This is a genomic window from Nocardioides sp. HB32, from assembly GCF_054058995.1.
On sequence record NZ_JBSSBS010000001.1, the window covers coordinates 115,892 to 131,631 of the forward strand.

The following is a 15,740-nucleotide window of genomic DNA, read 5'->3' on the forward strand; positions in this document are numbered from 1 at the left end:
CATCAGAAGACCTCCGCCAACCCGGCCTCCTGGGCGGGGTGTGCGCCCTTGTGCCTGCCAGGCACCTCACCGCACAGCCGGGGCGTCGGGAACACCTTGCCGGGGTTGGAGATCCCGTCGGGGTCGAAGGCGCAGCGGACCAGCTGCATCGTGTCGAGGTCCTCCTCGGTGTACATCCGCGGCAGGTACCGAGCCTTGTCCACGCCGACGCCGTGCTCGCCGGTGATCGAGCCGCCGTGCCGGATGCACAGGTCGAGGATCGCGCCGCTGACCTCCTCGGCCGCCTCCGCCTCGCCGGCCTTCGACTCGTCGAAGAGCACCAGCGGGTGCAGGTTGCCGTCGCCGGCGTGGAAGACGTTCGCGATCCGGACGCCGCGCTGCGCCGACAGCTCACCCATCGCACGCAGCACCTCCGGCAGTGCGGTCCGCGGGATCACGCCGTCCTGCACGATGTAGTCGGGGCTGATCCGGCCGACGGCGGCGAACGCCGACTTCCGGCCCTTCCAGATCAGCGCCCGGTCGAACGGATCGGTGGCCAGCCGCTGCTCGAACGCTCCGTTGACCTCGCAGAGCCGCTCGACCTCGTCGTACTCCGCCGCGACCTCCGCGGCCGGGCCGTCCAGCTCGATCACGAGGACGGCGCCCGCCCCTGCGGGGTAGTTGCAGTGCACGGCCTCCTCCGCGGCCTCGATCGCGAGCGCGTCCATCATCTCGATCGCGGCGGGCACGATGCCGGCCGCGATGATCGCGGAGACGGCGGCGCCGGCAGCGTCGGTGGAGTGGAACCCGACGAGGATCGTGCGGACCTCCTCCGGCAGCCGCACCAGCCGGACCGTCACCGAGGTGACGATGCCGAGCGTGCCCTCGGAGCCGACGACCGCGCCCAGCAGGTCGTAGCCGGGTGCGTCGGGCGCCATCGCGCCGAGCGGCACGACCTCGCCGCCGGCCGTCACGAAGTCCGCGCCGACCACGTGGTTGGTCGTGAAGCCGTACTTGAGGCAGTGCGCGCCGCCGGAGTTCTCCGCGACGTTGCCGCCGATCGAGCAGATCTGCTGGCTGCTCGGGTCGGGCGCGTAGTAGTAGCCGTGCGGTGTGGCGGCCCGGGTGACGTCGAGGTTGACGACACCCGGTTGCACGACGGCGCGCTGGTCCTCGGGACGTACGTCGGTGATCGCACGCATCCGCGACGTCACGACCAGCACACCCTCGGCGTGCGGGAGCGCGCCACCCGAGAGGCCGGTGCCCGACCCCCGCGCAACGAACGGCACGCCGTGCTCGGCGCAGGCCCGCACGACACCGGCCAGCTGGTCCGCGTCCTCCGGGATCACCACGAGCGCCGGCACGACCCGGTAGTGCGTGAGCCCGTCGCACTCGTAGGTGCGCAGCCGGGCGCGGTCGTCGATCACCGCGTCCGGAGCGAGCAGCTCCCGGGCGCGGGTCGCGACGGCCCGGACGCCCGGGGTCACGGCATCTGCTCGTAGGCGGCGAGGGTGAGGAAGTCGGCGTACTCCTCGGAGAGCGCGAGCTCGGCGTACAGCGCACGGGCGTCGTCCCACCGGCGACCCGGTGCGGACGCCCGGCCGACGGCCTCGTCGCGCGCCTTCTGCAGCTCCTCCTCGATCATCGTCTCGACCAGCTCGCGGGTGACCTTCTCCCCGCCTGCGAGCACCTCGCCGTTGTGCAGCCACTGCCAGACCTGGCTCCGGGAGATCTCGGCGGTCGCGGCATCCTCCATCAGGTTGAAGATGCCGACGGCACCGGACCCGCGCAGCCACGACTCGAGGTAGCGGATCCCCACGGCGACGTTGTTGCGCAGCCCGTTCTCGGTGGCGTCGCCCGGTGTGGACCGGACGTCCAGCAGGTCGTCGGCGGTGACGGCGACCTCCTCGCGCAGCCGGTCGCGCTGGTTCGGCTTGTCGCCGAGGACCTTGTCGAAGGCCTCCCGGCAGGCCGCCACCATGCCGGGGTGCGCGACCCAGGAGCCGTCGAAGCCGTCGTTCGCCTCCCGGGTCTTGTCCTCGGTGAGCTTCTGGAACGCGAAGGCGTTCTGCTCCTCGTCCTTGCTGGGGATGAACGCCGCCATCCCGCCGATCGCGTGCGCGCCCCGCTTGTGGCAGGTGCGCACCAGCAGCTCGGTGTAGGCGCGCATGAACGGCACCGTCATCGTCACCGAGTTGCGATCCGGCAGCACCCAGTCGTCGCCCCGGGTGCGGAAGCACTTGATGACGCTGAACATGTAGTCCCAGCGACCGGCGTTCAGGCCGGCCGAGTGGTCGCGCAGCTCGTAGAGGATCTCCTCCATCTCGAACGCCGCCGGGTAGGTCTCGATCAGCACCGTCGCGCGGATCGTGCCGCGCGGCATGCCGAGGAAGTCCTGGGCCAGGTCGAACGCGTCGTTCCACAGCCGGGCCTCGAGGTGCGACTCCATCTTCGGCAGGTAGTAGTAGGGGCCCTGCCCCCGGTCCAGCTGGAGCTGCCCGCTGGTCGCCAGGTAGAGCGCGAAGTCGACGAGGCTGCCCGACGTCCGCTCACCGTCGACCTCGATGTGCTTCTCCGGCAGGTGCCAGCCACGCGGGCGTACGACGATGGTCGCCAGCTCGCCGTCGTCCAGCCGGTACTCCTTGCCCTCCGGGCTGGTGAAGTCGATCTGCCCGGTGATCGCGTCGCGCAGGTTCAGCTGTCCGCCCACGACGTTCTCCCACAGCGGCGTGTTCGCGTCCTCCTGGTCCGCGAGCCACACCTTCGCGCCGGAGTTGAGCGCGTTGATCGTCATCTTCCGGTCGGTCGGCCCGGTGATCTCGACCCGGCGGTCGACGAGCCCAGGGGCGGCCTCGGCGACCCGCCAGGAGTCGTCCTCCCGGATCGCGCGGGTCTCCTCGAGGAATGCGAGCCCGCCGCCGTCGGCGATCGCGCGGACCCGCTCCGCGCGCCTGGCGAGCAGCTCGCGTCGCCGGCCGTCCAGCTCACGGTGCAGGAGAGCGACCAGCTCGAGGGCCCGGTCGGTGAGGATCTCGTCGTACCGGGCATGCATCGGCCCGGTGATCTCGACTCCGTCTGGCATGTGTGTGTCCACCTCCGTGGCTGAGCCTTCCAGAGACGGTGACCCGCGTCACGTGCGTGGAAACCCCGCGGTGCGGACAGACTGCGAGCCATGGGCCTGATGACACCTGTCGCGATCCGGATCGGCGCGATCCCGTGGATGCCGAAGCTGCTCCCGCAGATCGTCTGGTGCGACCGGATGCTGCAGAGGGTGACCCGCGGGCGGGTGACCATCCTGGACATCGCCGGCCTGCCGAACCTGGTACTCACCGTGGTCGGCCGCAGGAGCGGCATCCCGCGCAGCACTCCCCTGCTGTGCGTCCCCCACGGCGAGCGCTGGCTGATCGCCGGCTCGTACTTCGGCGGGCCCGAGATGCCGGTCTGGGTGCACAACATCCGCGCGTCCGGCGAGGCCACGATACCTGGAAACGGCTTCGGATCGCCGTCGACGCGAAGGAGATGGAGGGCGACGAGCGGGCGGACCGCTGGCAGGTGCTGCTGCGGACCTGGCCGAGCTTCGCGAAGTACGAGGAGCGGACGGACCGGCTGATCCCGGTCTTCGAGCTGACTCGTCGCTAGCCTGAGCCCGTGCAGCGGCAACAGCTGGGCCAGTACCCCGACCCTCGTCACGTCGTCGCGCACCTGAGCGACCCGCACCTGCTCGCCGGCGGGCGGAAGCAGTACGGCGTCATCGACACCGAGGCCGGCCTCGAGCTCGCCCTCGCGCGCCTGTCCCGGCTGGAGCCGGTCCCGCAGGCGCTGGTGTTCACCGGCGACCTGGCCGACAGGGCCGAGCCGGCGGCGTACCAGCGACTGCGCGAGATCGTCGAGCCGGTGGCGGCGGCGATGGGCGCCGAGGTCGTCTGGGTGATGGGCAACCACGACGAGCGGTCGGCGTACGCGCGCGGGCTGTTCGACACCGACGACGACCGGCCCCAGGACCGGGTCCACGACGTCGCGGGGCTGCGGATCGTCTCCCTCGACACCAGCGTGCCCGGCTACCACCACGGCGAGCTCGGCGACGCCCAGCTCGAGTGGCTGGCCGGCGTGCTGGGCACGCCCGCGCCGCACGGCACGCTGCTCGCGCTGCACCACCCGCCGGTCCCGATCCCGATGATGCGCGCGGCGGAGGTCATCGAGCTCTACGGCCAGGACCGGCTCGCGGACGTGCTGGCCGGGACCGACGTGCGCTGCATCCTCGGCGGGCACCTCCACTACTCGACGTACTCGACGTTCGCGGGCATCCCGGTCTCGGTCGCGTCGGCGACCTGCTACACCTCCGACCCCGCCCCGCTGGAGCGGTTCGTCTCCGGCGTCGACGGCCACCAGGCGATGACGATGGTGCACCTGTACGACGACCGGGTCGTGCACACGATCGTGCCGGTCGAGGAGGCACCGGAGGTGAGCGGTTTCCCGTCCGACGTCCGCGCCCAGGTGGAGGCGCTCACCCCGGAGGAGCGGCGCGAGCTGCTCTCGCGCAAGGACTCGCCGATCTACACCGGCGGGATCCCGGTCCCGGGACGTGTATGAGCACGCCATGACCGAGGCACTCTTCTGGGGACTGTTCTCCTCCCGCCGCACTCTTCCTCGGCCAGTGGCTGGCGAAGCCGTTGGGCAGGTCGGAGCGCGCGATCGGCCTGATGATGGGCTTCGGTGGCGGCACCCTGCTCGCCGCTGTCGCCTACGAGCTCATCCCGGCCGGGAACATCACCGACGGCTGGCAGATCATCGCCTGGGCACTGGTCGGCGCGCTCGTCTACTACGTCGGTGACCGGGTCATCGACAGCAGCGGCGGCGAGGCACGGCTGGCGGTCGCGTCCGGGCGTGCCCAGGGCGGCTCCGGGATGGCGATGTTCCTGGGCGCGCTGCTCGACGGCATCCCGGAGGCGTTCATCCTCGGCCTCGGGCTCGCCCTGGGCGGCCAGATCAGCCTCGCCTTCCTGGCCGCGATCTTCGTGTCCAACGTGCCCCAGGGCCTGGCCGGCACCACGTCCCTCCAGGAGGCCGGTACGCCGGACCGCCGGATCGCGGTCATGTGGTGCCTGCTCACGGTCGCCTGCGGCCTCGCGTCGGGGCTCGGCTACCTGATGGCCGACCACCTGAGCGACCTCGGCACCTACGCGAGCGCCTTCGCCGGCGGTGCGGTGCTGATGATGCTCGCGGACTCGATGGTCCCCGAGTCCTACCGGCACGGCGGCCGGCTCACCGGTCTCCTGACCGTGATCGGCTTCCTGGCCGCCGGCATCCTCACCGTGCTGCAGTGACGCCCTCCCCGAACGGCCCGATGACGACGGGCCGGACGTCGCCGCGCGCGCCGACCCAGCCGACCCCGGGCTCGTAGCGGCGCAGCACCTTCGCGGGCGCCCCCCCGATGACACTGTGGTCGGGCACCACGCCGCGCACCACGGAGCCGGCGGCGACGACGACGTTGCGGCCGATCCGGGCGCCCGGCAGCACGATCGAGCCGTGGCCGAGCCACGACCCGGAGCCGATGACGACCGGATCGTGACCGCCGAACTGCACGCCGATCGGCAGCTCCGGGTCCTGGTACCCGTGCCCGGAGTCGGACACGAAGACGTCCTGGCCGAACCACACGTCGTCGCCGATCGCGATCGAGGTGTGGGCCACGACCGTGACCCGCGCGCCGAGGACGCAGCGATCACCGACCACGAGCCCGCGCTCGGGGAGGTTCGGGTCGTCCGGCCCGTAGCCGACGGCGAGCGTGGCCTGCCGGCCGACGATGGTGCCCGTCCCGAGGTGGATCGACCGGGTGCCCATCAGCGTCGCCGCGGGGAAGCCGATCGTCGTGTCCGCCCCGAAGCTGCCGAACTGCGCGGCCGCGCGTGTGCCGGCCGTGATCTCGCCGGCCTTGTCCAACCAGCGCCAGCCGGCCAGCACCCCGGCGTTCAGGACCCGTCTCATGCCCACGGCCGGACACTAGCGGTCCCCTGCGATGATCGCGCCATGCCGTGCGCGATCCCTGACTTCGTCGAGCTGGTCGGCCAGCTGCCCGAGGTCACGCGGCACGACCGGGACAGGTGGAGCCGGTTCGAGGCCTCCGGCCGCGCGTTCGGCTACCTGTGGCCCCGCACCAGCACGGTCGGGCTCAAGCAGGAGCTCGCCGAGCAGCTCGCGCTGGTCGCCGAGCGGCCCGACGTGTTCGAGGTGCAGTTCACCTCGGGACCGTTCGGCTGGGTCGTGGTCCACCTCGAGCGGATCGACCGAGACGAGCTCGCCGAGCTGACCTTCGAGGCGTGGCGGCTCACCGCCCCGGTCGCCCTGGTGGACGCCCGGGGCGACGAGCTCCCGGTCTGAGTCAGCCGATCAGGACCGGATCCGAGGCGCGGGTGACGCTGGTGTAGCCGGTCCCGCACGCCCTCGCCGTGCGAGTTCACTCCCGAGCCGCGCCGTACGCCGCCGGACGGCGCCACCGCTCGCTCCACTCCGGGGGCCACGGCACGCTGCGCGTCCCCGTCGAGTGGTCGCCCTCGACGTGGACCGTCACGTAGCTGCCCGCCGCGGCCCGGCTCCGCGGAGCGCCGAGGTGCTGCTCGCCCCACACCTCGAAGCGGAAGGTGAGGGAGCTCGAACCGACCCGGTCGACCACCAGGTCCACCGTGACCTCCTGGCCGAAGAACAGCGGCGCCTCGAAGTCCACCTCGAGCCGGACGCGGGGTGCCACCGGGAAGTAGCCCTCGATGCCCAGCTCGCGCATCAGCTCGGCCTCGGCGGCCTCCACGAACCGGAGCACGCTGCTGTTGTGGTAGATCCCGGCCGCGTCGGTGTCGATCCACTCGACGCGGGTCCGCAGCGTGATCGAGGCCCCCTCGTGCTGCTCGGCCATCAGGACACGGCCACCTGGTCCCGGGCCGGCCGCCACCGCACGTGGATCGGGCCCTCCGCCTCGTCGCGGAGCATCGACAGCCGCGGTGGGACCTTGTCGGTCCGGGACGTCGGCGGCCGCCGACGGCCCGCCTCCCAGGGCAGCGGCCAGTCCGCACCCGGTCCCCGGTAGTCCTGCTCGGCCGCCGCGTGCAGCGTCCACTGCGGGTCGTACAGGTGCGTGCGTGCCAGGGCGCACAGGTCGGCGCGGCCCGCGAGCAGGATGGAGTTCACGTCGTCGTAGGACGAGATGGCCCCGACCGCGATCACCGCGACGCCGGCCGACTCGGCGACTTGATGCCGGATCCGGTCCGCGAACGGGGTCTGGTACGAGCGGCCGAAGGCGGGCTTCTCGTCCTGCGAGACCTGCCCCGAGGAGACGTCGATGGCGGCGGCCCCGTGGGCGATGAACGCCCGCGCGATCTCGACGGCATCGTCCTCGGTGTTGCCGTCCGGCATCCAGTCGGTGGCGGAGATCCGGACGGTGACCGGGACCTCGGCCGGCACGACGGCGCGGACCGCGTCGAAGACCCGCAGCGGGAAGCGCAGCCGGTTCTCCAGCGAGCCGCCGTACTGGTCGGTGCGGTGGTTGGAGACGGGCGAGAGGAACGACGAGAGCAGGTAGCCGTGCGCGGCGTGCACCTCGACGAGGTCGAAGCCGGCCTCGACGCCGCGGCGTGCCGCCTGGGCGAACTGCTCGACGATGAGCTCGAGGTCCTCCTCGGTGGCCTTCCTCGGCACGTGGCAGCCGGCGCCGTACGGGACGGGTGAGGGGCCGACGACCTCCCAGTTGTCCGCGGCGAGCGGCTCGTCCATACCCTCCCACATCAGCTTCGTCGACCCCTTGCGGCCCGAGTGCCCGAGCTGCAGGCCGATCCGGGCGGTGCTCTCGCGGTGCACGAAGTCGACGACCCGCTGCCAGGCGTCGCGCTGCTCGTCGGTCCAGAGGCCGGGGCAGCCCGGCGTGATCCGCGCCTCCGGGGACACGCAGGTCATCTCGGTCATCACCAGGCCGGCCCCGCCCAGGGCCTTCGAACCGAGGTGGACCAGGTGGAAGTCGGTCGGGACGCCCTCCTCGGCGACGTACATGTCCATCGAGGACACGATGATCCGGTTCTTCAGCCGCAGGTTGCCGATCGTGGTCGGCTGGAACATGGCCGGCGCGACCTCGTCGGCTCCCTGGTGGCGCGCGAACTCGGCCTCCATCCGGTCCGCGAACTCAGGGTCGCGCTCCTTGAGGTTCTCGAAGGTGATGCGGCGCGAGCGCGTGATCAGGTTGAACACGAACTGCGCCGGGTCCTGCCCGGCGTACATCCCGATGTTCTCGAACCACTCCAGCGACGCCTGGGCGGCACGCTGCGTCGACTCGACCACCGGCTTGCGCTCCGCCTGGTATGCCGCGAGCGCGGCCTCGACGGTCGGCTGCTCGTGGAGGCAGGCCGCCAGCGCGAGCGCGTCCTCCATCGCGAGCTTGGTGCCGGACCCGATCGAGAAGTGCGCGGTGTGGGCCGCGTCGCCGAGCAGCACGACGTTGCCGTCGTACCACCGCTCGTTGCGCACCGTGTGGAAGCTCAGCCACTTGGAGTTGTTGGTGAGGATCCGGTGGCCCTGCAGCTCGTCGGCGAAGATCTCCGCGATCCGCTCCACGGCGTACTCGTCGGATGCCCCCGGCGGGAGGACGACGTCCTCGGTGCGGTCGAGGCCGGCGCGTCTCCAGACGTCCTCGTGCATCTCGACGATGAACGTCGAGCCCTGGTCGGAGTAGGGGTACCCGTGGATCTGCATGGTGCCCCACTCCGTCTGCTTGACGAAGAACTGGAACGCCTCGAAGACCAGGTCGGTGCCGAACCAGATGTACTTGTTCCGGCGCCGGTCGAGGCTCGGTCCGAAGACGTCGGCGTACCTGGTCCGGATCATCGAGTTGAGACCGTCGGAGGCGACCACGAGGTCGTGGTCGGCGCGCAGCCGATCGGGGTCGGGAGCCTCGGTGCGGTAGTGGACCGTGACGCCGAGGGCCGCGACGCGCTCCTGCAGGATGCGCAGCAGGTCCTTGCGGCCCATCGCGGCGAACCCCTGCCCGCCCACGGTGAAGGCGTGCCCGTCGACATCGACGTCGATGTCGGTCCAGCGCGCGAAACGGCTGGCCATCTGGTCGTGGATCACGGTGTCCGCGGTCGCGACCGCACCGAGGGTCTCGTCGGAGAAGACGACGCCGAACCCGAAGGTGTCGTCGGGTGCGTTGCGCTCCCACACGGTGATCTCGTGCCGCGGGTCGAGCTGCTTCATGAGTGCGGCGAGGTAGAGCCCGCCGGGGCCGCCGCCGGCGATCGCGATCCTCATCGGGCCGCCTCCAGTTCCTCACGCAGCCGGAAGTGCTGCAGCTTGCCGCTCGCATTGCGTGGGAGTGCCTCGACGAAGCGCACGTCGCGGGGGTACTTGTACGGCGCGATCTGGCTCTTCACGAAGTCCTGGATCTGCTTGGCCTCCGCCTCGTCCCCGACGACGCCGTCCCTGAGGACGACGAACGCGCACACGATCGCTCCACGCTCGGCGTCGGACTCGGCGACCACGGCGCACTCGACCACGTCCGGGTGGTCGTCGATGGCGGCCTCGACCTCGGGCCCGCCGATGTTGTAGCCCGACGAGACGATCATGTTGTCCGTCCGGGCGCAGTAGTGGAAGTAGCCGTCCGCGTCGACCTTGAACGTGTCACCGGTGACGTTCCAGCCGTTGACGACGTAGCCACGCTGGCGGTCGTCGTCGAGGTAGCGGCACCCGACCGGGCCGATCACGGCGAGGCGTCCCTCCTCGTCTATCCCCACGGGCTCCCCGTCGTCGCCGAGGACGGTCGCGCGGTAGCCCGGCAGCGGCTTCCCCGTCGCGCCGGGCCGGATCGGGTGGCCGACGTTGGAGATGAAGATGTGCAGCATCTCGGTAGCACCGATGCCGTCGACGATCTCCAGCCCGATCGTGTCCCGGATCTGCTCCCACACCCCGAGCGAGATGTGCTCGCCCGCGCTCACGGCGGCGCGCAGGTGCTGCAGCCGGTCGATCCGCCCGGACCTCAGGATCTGCTTGTACGCCGTGGGCGCGGTGGCCAGCACGGTCACGTCGTGCTCGGCGACCAGGTCGGCGAGCTGGACCGGCGTCGCCTGCTCGGTGAGCAGGGCGCAGGCGCCGGCGCGGAGCGCGAAGACCACCAGCATCCCCAGCCCGAAGGTGAAGGCGAGCGGCGCCGTGCAGGCGACCACGTCGCCCGGTCCGAGCTGGAGGGTGCGGCCGAACGTGTCGTCGATGGCCAGCACGTCGCGGTGGAAGTGCATGGTGATCTTCGGGACGCCGGTGCTGCCGGACGTCGGTCCGAGCAGGGCGACGTCGTCGGCCGCGGTGTCCACCGGTGTCAGCTCCCCGGACTTGGCCGCGGCCCGCCGGACCAGGTCGTCGGCACCGTCGCCGCCGTAGGTCACGACGACCAGGTCGCCTCCGAGGGCGAGCACGTCGTCGGCGAAGCGGTGGTCGACCAGTGCGATGACGGGCCGGGTCCTCGCCACGATCGGCTCGATCTCGCGGGTCCGCAGCGCGGCCATCGTGGTGACGACCACACCGCCGGCCTTGAGCACGCCCAGCCAGGCGGCGACCGTCCACGGGTTGTTGGGCGAGCGGAGCAGCACCCGGTTGCCCGGCACCAGCCCGAGGTCCTCGGTCAGGACCTGCGCGACCTGGTCGGAGCGACGGCGCAGCTCGCCGTACGTCCACACCGAGCCGTCGGGGGTGCGGAGCGCGGGCGCGTCGTCGCCGACGCGCAGCGCGGGCACGTCGACGAGCTCGACGCCGGCGTTGAGCCGCTCGGGGTACTGCAGGGCGTCCGTGGTGAACTCGAGCGTCGGCCACAGGGCGGGCTCCGGCAGGTGGTCGCGCGTGAAGGTGTCGACGTGGGCGCTGGGCGAGAGGTCCATCAGTGTGCTCCCCGGTCGGGGCGGATCATGCCCTCCTGGAGGACGGTGGCGAGGTGCCGGCCGTCCGGGGTGAAGAAGCGGCCGCGTCCGAGCCCACGGCCCGACCCTGCCGACTCCGCCTCCTGGGTGTAGAGCAGCCAGCCGTCCAGCGCCCTCCCCGGCGCGCGGTGGAACCACATCGCGTGGTCGAGGCTGGCGGTCACCAGCCCGTGCTGTGCCCACGGCAGGTCGAGCACCCGCAGCACCGGCTCCAGGATCGTGTAGTCGCAGACGTAGGCGAGCGCCGCGAGGTCGCGCTGCTCGTCGGCCAGTCCGGCGACCGGGCGGAGCGGGTCGAACGGCTTGACCCACAGCGCCTGGTGCGGGACCCGCTCGCCCTCGACACGGACGTAGACCGGTCCCGGGACGTGCCGCATGTCGAAGCTGCGCCCACCGCTCCAGTAGGCCTTCGACTCCTCGGTCATCATCGTCTCCCCACCGGGCGGCACCGGCTCGAGGTAGGACGCCGAGCTCGGCAGCGACTCCGGGTCCGGTACGTCGAGGGGCGCGTCGGGGGCGAACTCGTCGGCGTCCGGATCGCCGGCCGCGAACCCGCCAAGGCACACGTAGACGGGCTTGCCGTTCTGGTAGCCCCGCACCTGCCGGGTCGAGTAGCCCCGGCCGTCGCGCAGCAGCTCCACCTCGTAGCGGGCCTCGGCGCCGATGTCGAGGGGGCGCAGGAAGTAGCTGTGCATCGAGTGCAGCGTCTTGCCGTCGGTGACCGTGCGCATCGCGGCTGCGGCGGCTTGGGCGACCATGTCACCGCCGTACGCCTTCGGCCACGGGCACGGCTGGGTGGTGGCGGTGAAGGCCACGTCGAAGTGCTCCGGCTCGACCTCGGTGAGGGCCAGTGCGTCGGTGACGACGGCCGACGTGCCGTGGACAGGGGCCGTGGTCACGGGCGGTCCGTCCAGTCCCGCAGCTGCTCGTCCGCGACCTGGGGCAGGTTGACCACGATGTTCTCGGGCGTGCGCGTGGTCATCCAGGTGAGCGGGTTGTTCCGGTCCAGGTTGCACTCGACGTGCGGCATGAACGGCGGCACGAAGACCCAGTCCCCCTCGGCCATGTCGAGGTAGTCCTCGAACTTCTCCCCGAAGTAGATCCGGGCCCGGCCGGAGAGCACGTAGCCGCCGGTCTCCGCCTCGCCGTGGTGGTGCGGCACCGACCGGTAGCCGCCCTCGTTGCGGACCTTGCCGAACCACAGCCTGGTGGCCGGGGTGTGCTGGATGCTCACCCCGGAGACCCGCGAGGCGCCGTCGGACTGGCCGGTGTCGCCGACCTCGAGGCCGGCCCGGGTGACGACGGGCACGACGAGGCCCGAGGGCCCGGCGTACGTGGCGTTGTCGCCCTCGAGCTCGTACTTGCTCAGATCTGGCTCCATGGATTCATCCCTCTCGTGACGGGCTCGGCGCGGGGTCGGTGCGGATCGTGTTGTGGAGCGTGCCGATGCCGGCGATCTCGGTCTCGACGACGTCGCCGTCACCGAGGAAGACCTGCGGCTCGCGGGCGACGCCGACGCCACCGGGCGTCCCGGTCAGGACGAGGTCGCCCGGCCGGAGCGCGGTGAAGGTGGAGACGTAGGCGAGCAGCGCGGCCGCGTCGAAGACCAGGGTCCTGGTGCTCGCGTGCTGGACGAGCTCCCCGTTGACCCGGCAGCTGATGTCGAGGCCGGCGATCGGGTCGACCTCGTCGGGCGTGACGACGACCGGTCCGACCGGGGTGGTGCGGTCCCAGGCCTTGCCCTGGAACCACTGCCCGGTGCGGTACTGCCAGTCGCGGAGCGAGATGTCGTTCGCGACCGTGTAGCCGGCGATCGCCCGCCCGGCGGTCTCGCGGTCCGCGTGCCGGAGGTGGTGGCCCACGACGACCGCGAGCTCGGCCTCCCAGTCCACCTGCGCGGTGCACGGCACCCGGATGTCGTCGTCCGGACCGACCAGCGTGTCGGCGTACTTGGCGAAGAGGGTCGGGTACGCCGGCTGCTCGCGTCCGGTCTCGGCGATGTGGTCCGCGTAGTTGAGGCCGCAGCAGACGACCTTCCCGGGATGCGGCAGCGGCAGCACCGGCCGTGCGGACGCGAGCACGTCGCCGTCGGCCTCGGGCACGCCGCCTCCGGCCAGGAACGCGGAGAGGTCGGGCACCCCCAGGCGTCGCCATCCCTCTCCTGTGTGCACGGCGGCCACGGTCTCGCTCGTGGGCGCGTCGGTCACGCGGACGGTGGCGAGTCGCACCGAGACCTCCTCGACGTACGTGGCATATAGCGCTTTCGTTACGACCGTCGTCAACGTTACATGTCACTGCTAGGGTTGGGAACCGTCAGCAGCGATCCCGCCCGGAAGGTGCCCCGGTGAGCCCAGTCCCCGTCAACCCAGCGTCGCTCCCCACGCCGAGCGGCTACAGCCACGGCACCCTGGCCGGGAACACGCTCTACCTGGGCGGCCAGACGGCGCTCGACGCCGACATGCGGATCGTGCCGGGCGGCATCGTCGAGCAGTTCCGGCAGGCGTTCGGCAACGTGCTCGCGACGCTGGCCGAGGCCGGCGGCCAGCCGGAGGACCTCGTCAGCATCACGATCTACCTCACCGACATCCCGGACTACCAGGCCCACGGCGCGGAGATCGGTCGCGTCTGGCGGGAGCTGGCCGGGCGCGTGTACCCGGCGATGGCCGGGATCGGCACCACCGCTCTCTGGCAGCCGGAGGCGCTGATCGAGATCGTCGGCATCGCGGTCATCCCGGACGAGCGGCTGCGGCCGCCGGCGACCGACGCCTGAGCGCCGACGTGACGGGCGAGGACCTCGGCCAACCCCCTCGGGCGCTGATCCTCACCGTGCTCGGGCTCTACGTCCGCGAGGCCGGCGGCTGGGTCAGCGTGCGCACCCTGATCCGCCTGCTGGCCACGGTCGACGTCGACGACCAGGCCGTCCGCTCCTCGGTCTCGCGGCTCAAGCGTCGCGGCCTGCTGGTGGCCGAGCGGCGGGACGGAGCGGCGGGCTACGCGCTCTCCGCCTATGCCCGTGGCGTGCTCGAGATCGGCGACGAGCGGATCTTCGCCCGCGGCGACCACGAGCTCGACCAGTGGGCGCTGGTCGTGTTCTCCGTGCCCGAGGACGAGCGTCAGAAGCGCCACACGCTCCGCACCCGGCTGACCTGGCTGGGCTTCGGCACCGTGTCCTCCGGCGTCTGGGTCGGTCCCGGACACCTGCTCCCCGACGCCCGCCGGGTGATCGAGGCGAACGACCTCTCGCCGTACGTCGACCTCTTCCGCGCGGAGTACCTCGCCTTCGGCGATCCGGCCACCAAGGTCGCCGAGTGGTGGGACCTCGACGCCCTGGACGTCCAGTACCGCGCCTTCCTCGAGCGGGCGGTGCCGATGCTCGAACGCTGGCGAACGACCGAGGTCCGGGCTCCGGAGGCCAGCTTCGCCGACTACGTGCGCGCGCTCACCATGTGGCGGCGGCTCCCCTACCTCGACCCGGGCCTCCCGACGGCACTGCTGCCCGCCTCGTGGCGGGGCGAGGAGGCGTCGCGGACGTTCTTCGAGCTCAAGGAGCTGCTCGAGGAGCCCGCCCACGCCTACGTCGACGAGATCGTCCACTAGATCGTCCACCAGCCCCTGGAGACCGAGGGCAACGGAACGGCTCCCATGATCGCGGATCTCCTCCGGGTCAACGCGAAGAGACCTCGCGGTCCCGGAGTGCAGCCACCTGGAATCGTCGAAGTAGGCGGTGTTTGTCGTCGGCAACGAGCCACGGTCCGCAAGGACTCCCCTGAGCCAGGTCCGCCTACCTCCGCGTCAGGTCCACCGTTCCATAGTCGCCCTCGCACCCAGGGTGCGCAGCGAGTCGAGCGCCTGCGAGTAGGCGTCGACGAACCGGCGGTCAGCGCCGAGGTCGCCGAACAGGTCCCGGAGCTCGACGAAACCCGATGAGGCGCCGGCCTGACGGGCAGCACGATCCTGGAGCTCACGCGACCTTCGATCGACGAGGGCGAGGGGTCGCCCGAGGTCGTCGACGCCCTCGGCGAATCTTGCCCAGCTCGCGACGATGAGTGCTCCGATCCGGATCGGGCGGCCTGCGGCCAAGTTCTCGCGGATGACCGGCAGGACGAACTTGGGCATGCGGTCCGAGCTGTCCACTGCCAACCGGGCGAGGGTGTCGCGGACCGCCGGGTTCGCGAAGCGCTCCACGACTTGCCGCTGGTACTCGGCCAGGTCCATGCCCGGCACCGGCCGTAGTGAGGGCGTGGCTTCCGCGCTCAGGTACGCGGACAGCATCCGGACGAGGAGCGGGTCCGCGCACGCCTCGTGGACGTACTCGTAGCCGGCCAACAGGCCGAGGTAGGCCAACGCCTGGTGAGCACCGTGTTCGCTTCATGCTGAATCCCAGCCCGATGCAATCACTTCGATCGGACCTGCTGCAGACGTGCGACCCGATCGTCGTGAACGCAATCGAGGCCAGCGCAATCATCAGCAGTGGCGGCGCCCTGACGCCCGAGAACGGGTCACTTCCAGCGCTGACTCACGAGCTCGCGACGCTCGCTCGTTCAGTGGTCGTGACCGACGGAGGCAACGGTGCCTACGTCGCGGACGCAACGACACCGGTCGTCCACGTCCCGGGTCGGCGGGCCGCGGCCGTCGACACGACCGGTGCCGGTGACGAGTTCACCGGCGCACTCGCCGCCGAGCTCAGCACCGGGAGGCCACTCCTCGAAGCAGTCCGGGAGGCGAACGCAGCCGCCGCCGACCTCGTGGTGCTACCGCGCAGGGAACGCCTCGTCGCCACCCAGCCCTGACAGGTCGAGCAGGTCGCTTCTGCCGAAGCGACCG

General features: G+C 71.5%; 16 protein-coding genes and 2 pseudogenes. 8 read left to right on the forward strand and 10 right to left on the reverse strand.

The window, feature by feature from the left end:
• Nucleotides 1-2: 2 nt before the first annotated feature.
• Both ACVW2K_RS00585 and aceB read right to left on the reverse strand, forming a co-directional pair.
• Nucleotides 3-1,466 carry an FAD-linked oxidase C-terminal domain-containing protein gene (locus tag ACVW2K_RS00585; RefSeq protein ID WP_457201157.1) on the reverse strand — a complete coding sequence of 488 codons (1,464 nt, stop codon included), beginning with the start codon at nucleotides 1,464-1,466 and terminating at the stop codon, nucleotides 3-5.
• Nucleotides 1,463-3,061, reverse strand: a complete 1,599-nt coding sequence (gene aceB, locus ACVW2K_RS00590) for a malate synthase A (RefSeq protein ID WP_457201158.1) — start codon at nucleotides 3,059-3,061, stop codon at nucleotides 1,463-1,465. The genes ACVW2K_RS00585 and aceB overlap by 4 nt, the downstream gene beginning before the upstream one ends.
• A gap of 177 nt (nucleotides 3,062-3,238) precedes the next feature.
• Between aceB and ACVW2K_RS00595 the strand changes: the two are divergent.
• The 4 genes and pseudogenes from ACVW2K_RS00595 to ACVW2K_RS00610 form a co-directional block, all read left to right on the forward strand.
• A pseudogene (locus ACVW2K_RS00595) lies at nucleotides 3,239-3,448 on the forward strand (nitroreductase/quinone reductase family protein); the annotation flags it as partial.
• Complete coding sequence (locus tag ACVW2K_RS00600) at nucleotides 3,355-3,618, forward strand: nitroreductase/quinone reductase family protein (protein ID WP_457204031.1); 264 nt, start codon at nucleotides 3,355-3,357, stop codon at nucleotides 3,616-3,618. The pseudogene ACVW2K_RS00595 and the gene ACVW2K_RS00600, both read left to right, overlap by 94 nt.
• Before the next feature lie 9 nt (nucleotides 3,619-3,627).
• Nucleotides 3,628-4,569: a phosphodiesterase gene (locus ACVW2K_RS00605; protein WP_457201159.1), complete on the forward strand. Its 942-nt coding sequence runs from the start codon at nucleotides 3,628-3,630 to the stop codon at nucleotides 4,567-4,569.
• Between the two features lie 80 nt (nucleotides 4,570-4,649).
• Nucleotides 4,650-5,303 carry a ZIP family metal transporter gene (locus tag ACVW2K_RS00610; RefSeq protein ID WP_457201160.1) on the forward strand — a complete coding sequence of 218 codons (654 nt, stop codon included), beginning with the start codon at nucleotides 4,650-4,652 and terminating at the stop codon, nucleotides 5,301-5,303.
• On the opposite strand, the gene ACVW2K_RS00615 is transcribed toward ACVW2K_RS00610, so the two are convergent.
• Nucleotides 5,287-5,961, reverse strand: a complete 675-nt coding sequence (locus tag ACVW2K_RS00615) for an acyltransferase (protein ID WP_457204032.1) — start codon at nucleotides 5,959-5,961, stop codon at nucleotides 5,287-5,289. The genes ACVW2K_RS00610 and ACVW2K_RS00615 overlap by 17 nt on opposite strands.
• Nucleotides 5,962-6,003: 42 nt before the next feature.
• On the opposite strand from ACVW2K_RS00615, the gene ACVW2K_RS00620 reads away from it, so the two are divergent.
• Nucleotides 6,004-6,354, forward strand: a complete 351-nt coding sequence (locus ACVW2K_RS00620) for an MmcQ/YjbR family DNA-binding protein (RefSeq protein ID WP_028637275.1) — start codon at nucleotides 6,004-6,006, stop codon at nucleotides 6,352-6,354.
• A gap of 76 nt (nucleotides 6,355-6,430) precedes the next feature.
• Here ACVW2K_RS00620 and ACVW2K_RS00625 read toward each other — a convergent pair whose 3' ends face one another.
• From ACVW2K_RS00625 to ACVW2K_RS00650, 6 genes are read right to left on the reverse strand one after another with little or no spacing between them, the layout of a single operon-like run.
• Entirely contained in the window at nucleotides 6,431-6,883 is a 453-nt protein-coding gene (locus ACVW2K_RS00625) for an acyl-CoA thioesterase (protein WP_457201161.1), read from the reverse strand.
• Nucleotides 6,883-9,261 carry a bifunctional salicylyl-CoA 5-hydroxylase/oxidoreductase gene (locus tag ACVW2K_RS00630; protein ID WP_457201162.1) on the reverse strand — a complete coding sequence of 793 codons (2,379 nt, stop codon included), beginning with the start codon at nucleotides 9,259-9,261 and terminating at the stop codon, nucleotides 6,883-6,885. The genes ACVW2K_RS00625 and ACVW2K_RS00630 overlap by 1 nt, the downstream gene beginning before the upstream one ends.
• The gene (locus ACVW2K_RS00635) at nucleotides 9,258-10,877 is read right to left on the reverse strand and encodes an AMP-binding protein (RefSeq protein ID WP_457201163.1); all 1,620 of its coding nucleotides are present in this window, start codon (nucleotides 10,875-10,877) and stop codon (nucleotides 9,258-9,260) included. The genes ACVW2K_RS00630 and ACVW2K_RS00635 overlap by 4 nt, the downstream gene beginning before the upstream one ends.
• Nucleotides 10,877-11,815: an acyl-CoA thioesterase gene (locus ACVW2K_RS00640; protein WP_457201164.1), complete on the reverse strand. Its 939-nt coding sequence runs from the start codon at nucleotides 11,813-11,815 to the stop codon at nucleotides 10,877-10,879. Before ACVW2K_RS00640 ends, ACVW2K_RS00635 begins: the two co-directional genes overlap by 1 nt.
• Complete coding sequence (locus ACVW2K_RS00645) at nucleotides 11,812-12,297, reverse strand: cupin domain-containing protein (RefSeq protein ID WP_028637271.1); 486 nt, start codon at nucleotides 12,295-12,297, stop codon at nucleotides 11,812-11,814. The genes ACVW2K_RS00640 and ACVW2K_RS00645 overlap by 4 nt, the downstream gene beginning before the upstream one ends.
• A 4-nt stretch (nucleotides 12,298-12,301) precedes the next feature.
• Nucleotides 12,302-13,144, reverse strand: coding sequence for a fumarylacetoacetate hydrolase family protein (locus tag ACVW2K_RS00650; RefSeq protein ID WP_457201165.1), 843 nt, complete (start codon nucleotides 13,142-13,144; stop codon nucleotides 12,302-12,304).
• Nucleotides 13,145-13,260: 116 nt separating this feature from the next.
• Here ACVW2K_RS00650 and ACVW2K_RS00655 point away from each other — a divergent pair, with 116 nt between their 5' ends.
• Complete coding sequence (locus ACVW2K_RS00655; protein ID WP_028637269.1) at nucleotides 13,261-13,686, forward strand: RidA family protein; 426 nt, start codon at nucleotides 13,261-13,263, stop codon at nucleotides 13,684-13,686.
• A gap of 8 nt (nucleotides 13,687-13,694) precedes the next feature.
• On the forward strand, nucleotides 13,695-14,513 hold the full coding sequence (locus ACVW2K_RS00660) for a PaaX family transcriptional regulator (protein ID WP_457201166.1): 819 nt from the start codon (nucleotides 13,695-13,697) through the stop codon (nucleotides 14,511-14,513).
• A 195-nt stretch (nucleotides 14,514-14,708) separates the two neighbouring features.
• Here ACVW2K_RS00660 and ACVW2K_RS00665 read toward each other — a convergent pair.
• Nucleotides 14,709-15,263: pseudogene (locus ACVW2K_RS00665) on the reverse strand (mannitol dehydrogenase family protein); the annotation flags it as partial.
• 23 nt (nucleotides 15,264-15,286) lie between these two features.
• Here ACVW2K_RS00665 and ACVW2K_RS00670 point away from each other — a divergent pair.
• Nucleotides 15,287-15,706 carry a PfkB family carbohydrate kinase gene (locus ACVW2K_RS00670; protein ID WP_457201167.1) on the forward strand — a complete coding sequence of 140 codons (420 nt, stop codon included), beginning with the start codon at nucleotides 15,287-15,289 and terminating at the stop codon, nucleotides 15,704-15,706.
• The last annotated feature ends 34 nt before the right edge of the window (nucleotides 15,707-15,740 follow it).

Bases quoted from the DNA above. Each gene is read 5' to 3' on its own strand.
- aceB (WP_457201158.1), bottom strand. From the start codon at position 3,061: ATGCCAGACGGAGTCGAGATCACCGGGCCGATGCATGCCCGGTACGAC.
- ACVW2K_RS00615 (WP_457204032.1), bottom strand. From the start codon at position 5,961: ATGAGACGGGTCCTGAACGCCGGGGTGCTGGCCGGCTGGCGCTGGTTG.
- ACVW2K_RS00620 (WP_028637275.1), top strand. From the start codon at position 6,004: ATGCCGTGCGCGATCCCTGACTTCGTCGAGCTGGTCGGCCAGCTGCCC.
- ACVW2K_RS00625 (WP_457201161.1), bottom strand. From the start codon at position 6,883: ATGGCCGAGCAGCACGAGGGGGCCTCGATCACGCTGCGGACCCGCGTC.
- ACVW2K_RS00630 (WP_457201162.1), bottom strand. From the start codon at position 9,261: ATGAGGATCGCGATCGCCGGCGGCGGCCCCGGCGGGCTCTACCTCGCC.
- ACVW2K_RS00635 (WP_457201163.1), bottom strand. From the start codon at position 10,877: ATGGACCTCTCGCCCAGCGCCCACGTCGACACCTTCACGCGCGACCAC.
- ACVW2K_RS00645 (WP_028637271.1), bottom strand. From the start codon at position 12,297: ATGGAGCCAGATCTGAGCAAGTACGAGCTCGAGGGCGACAACGCCACG.
- ACVW2K_RS00670 (WP_457201167.1), top strand. From the start codon at position 15,287: ATGCTGAATCCCAGCCCGATGCAATCACTTCGATCGGACCTGCTGCAG.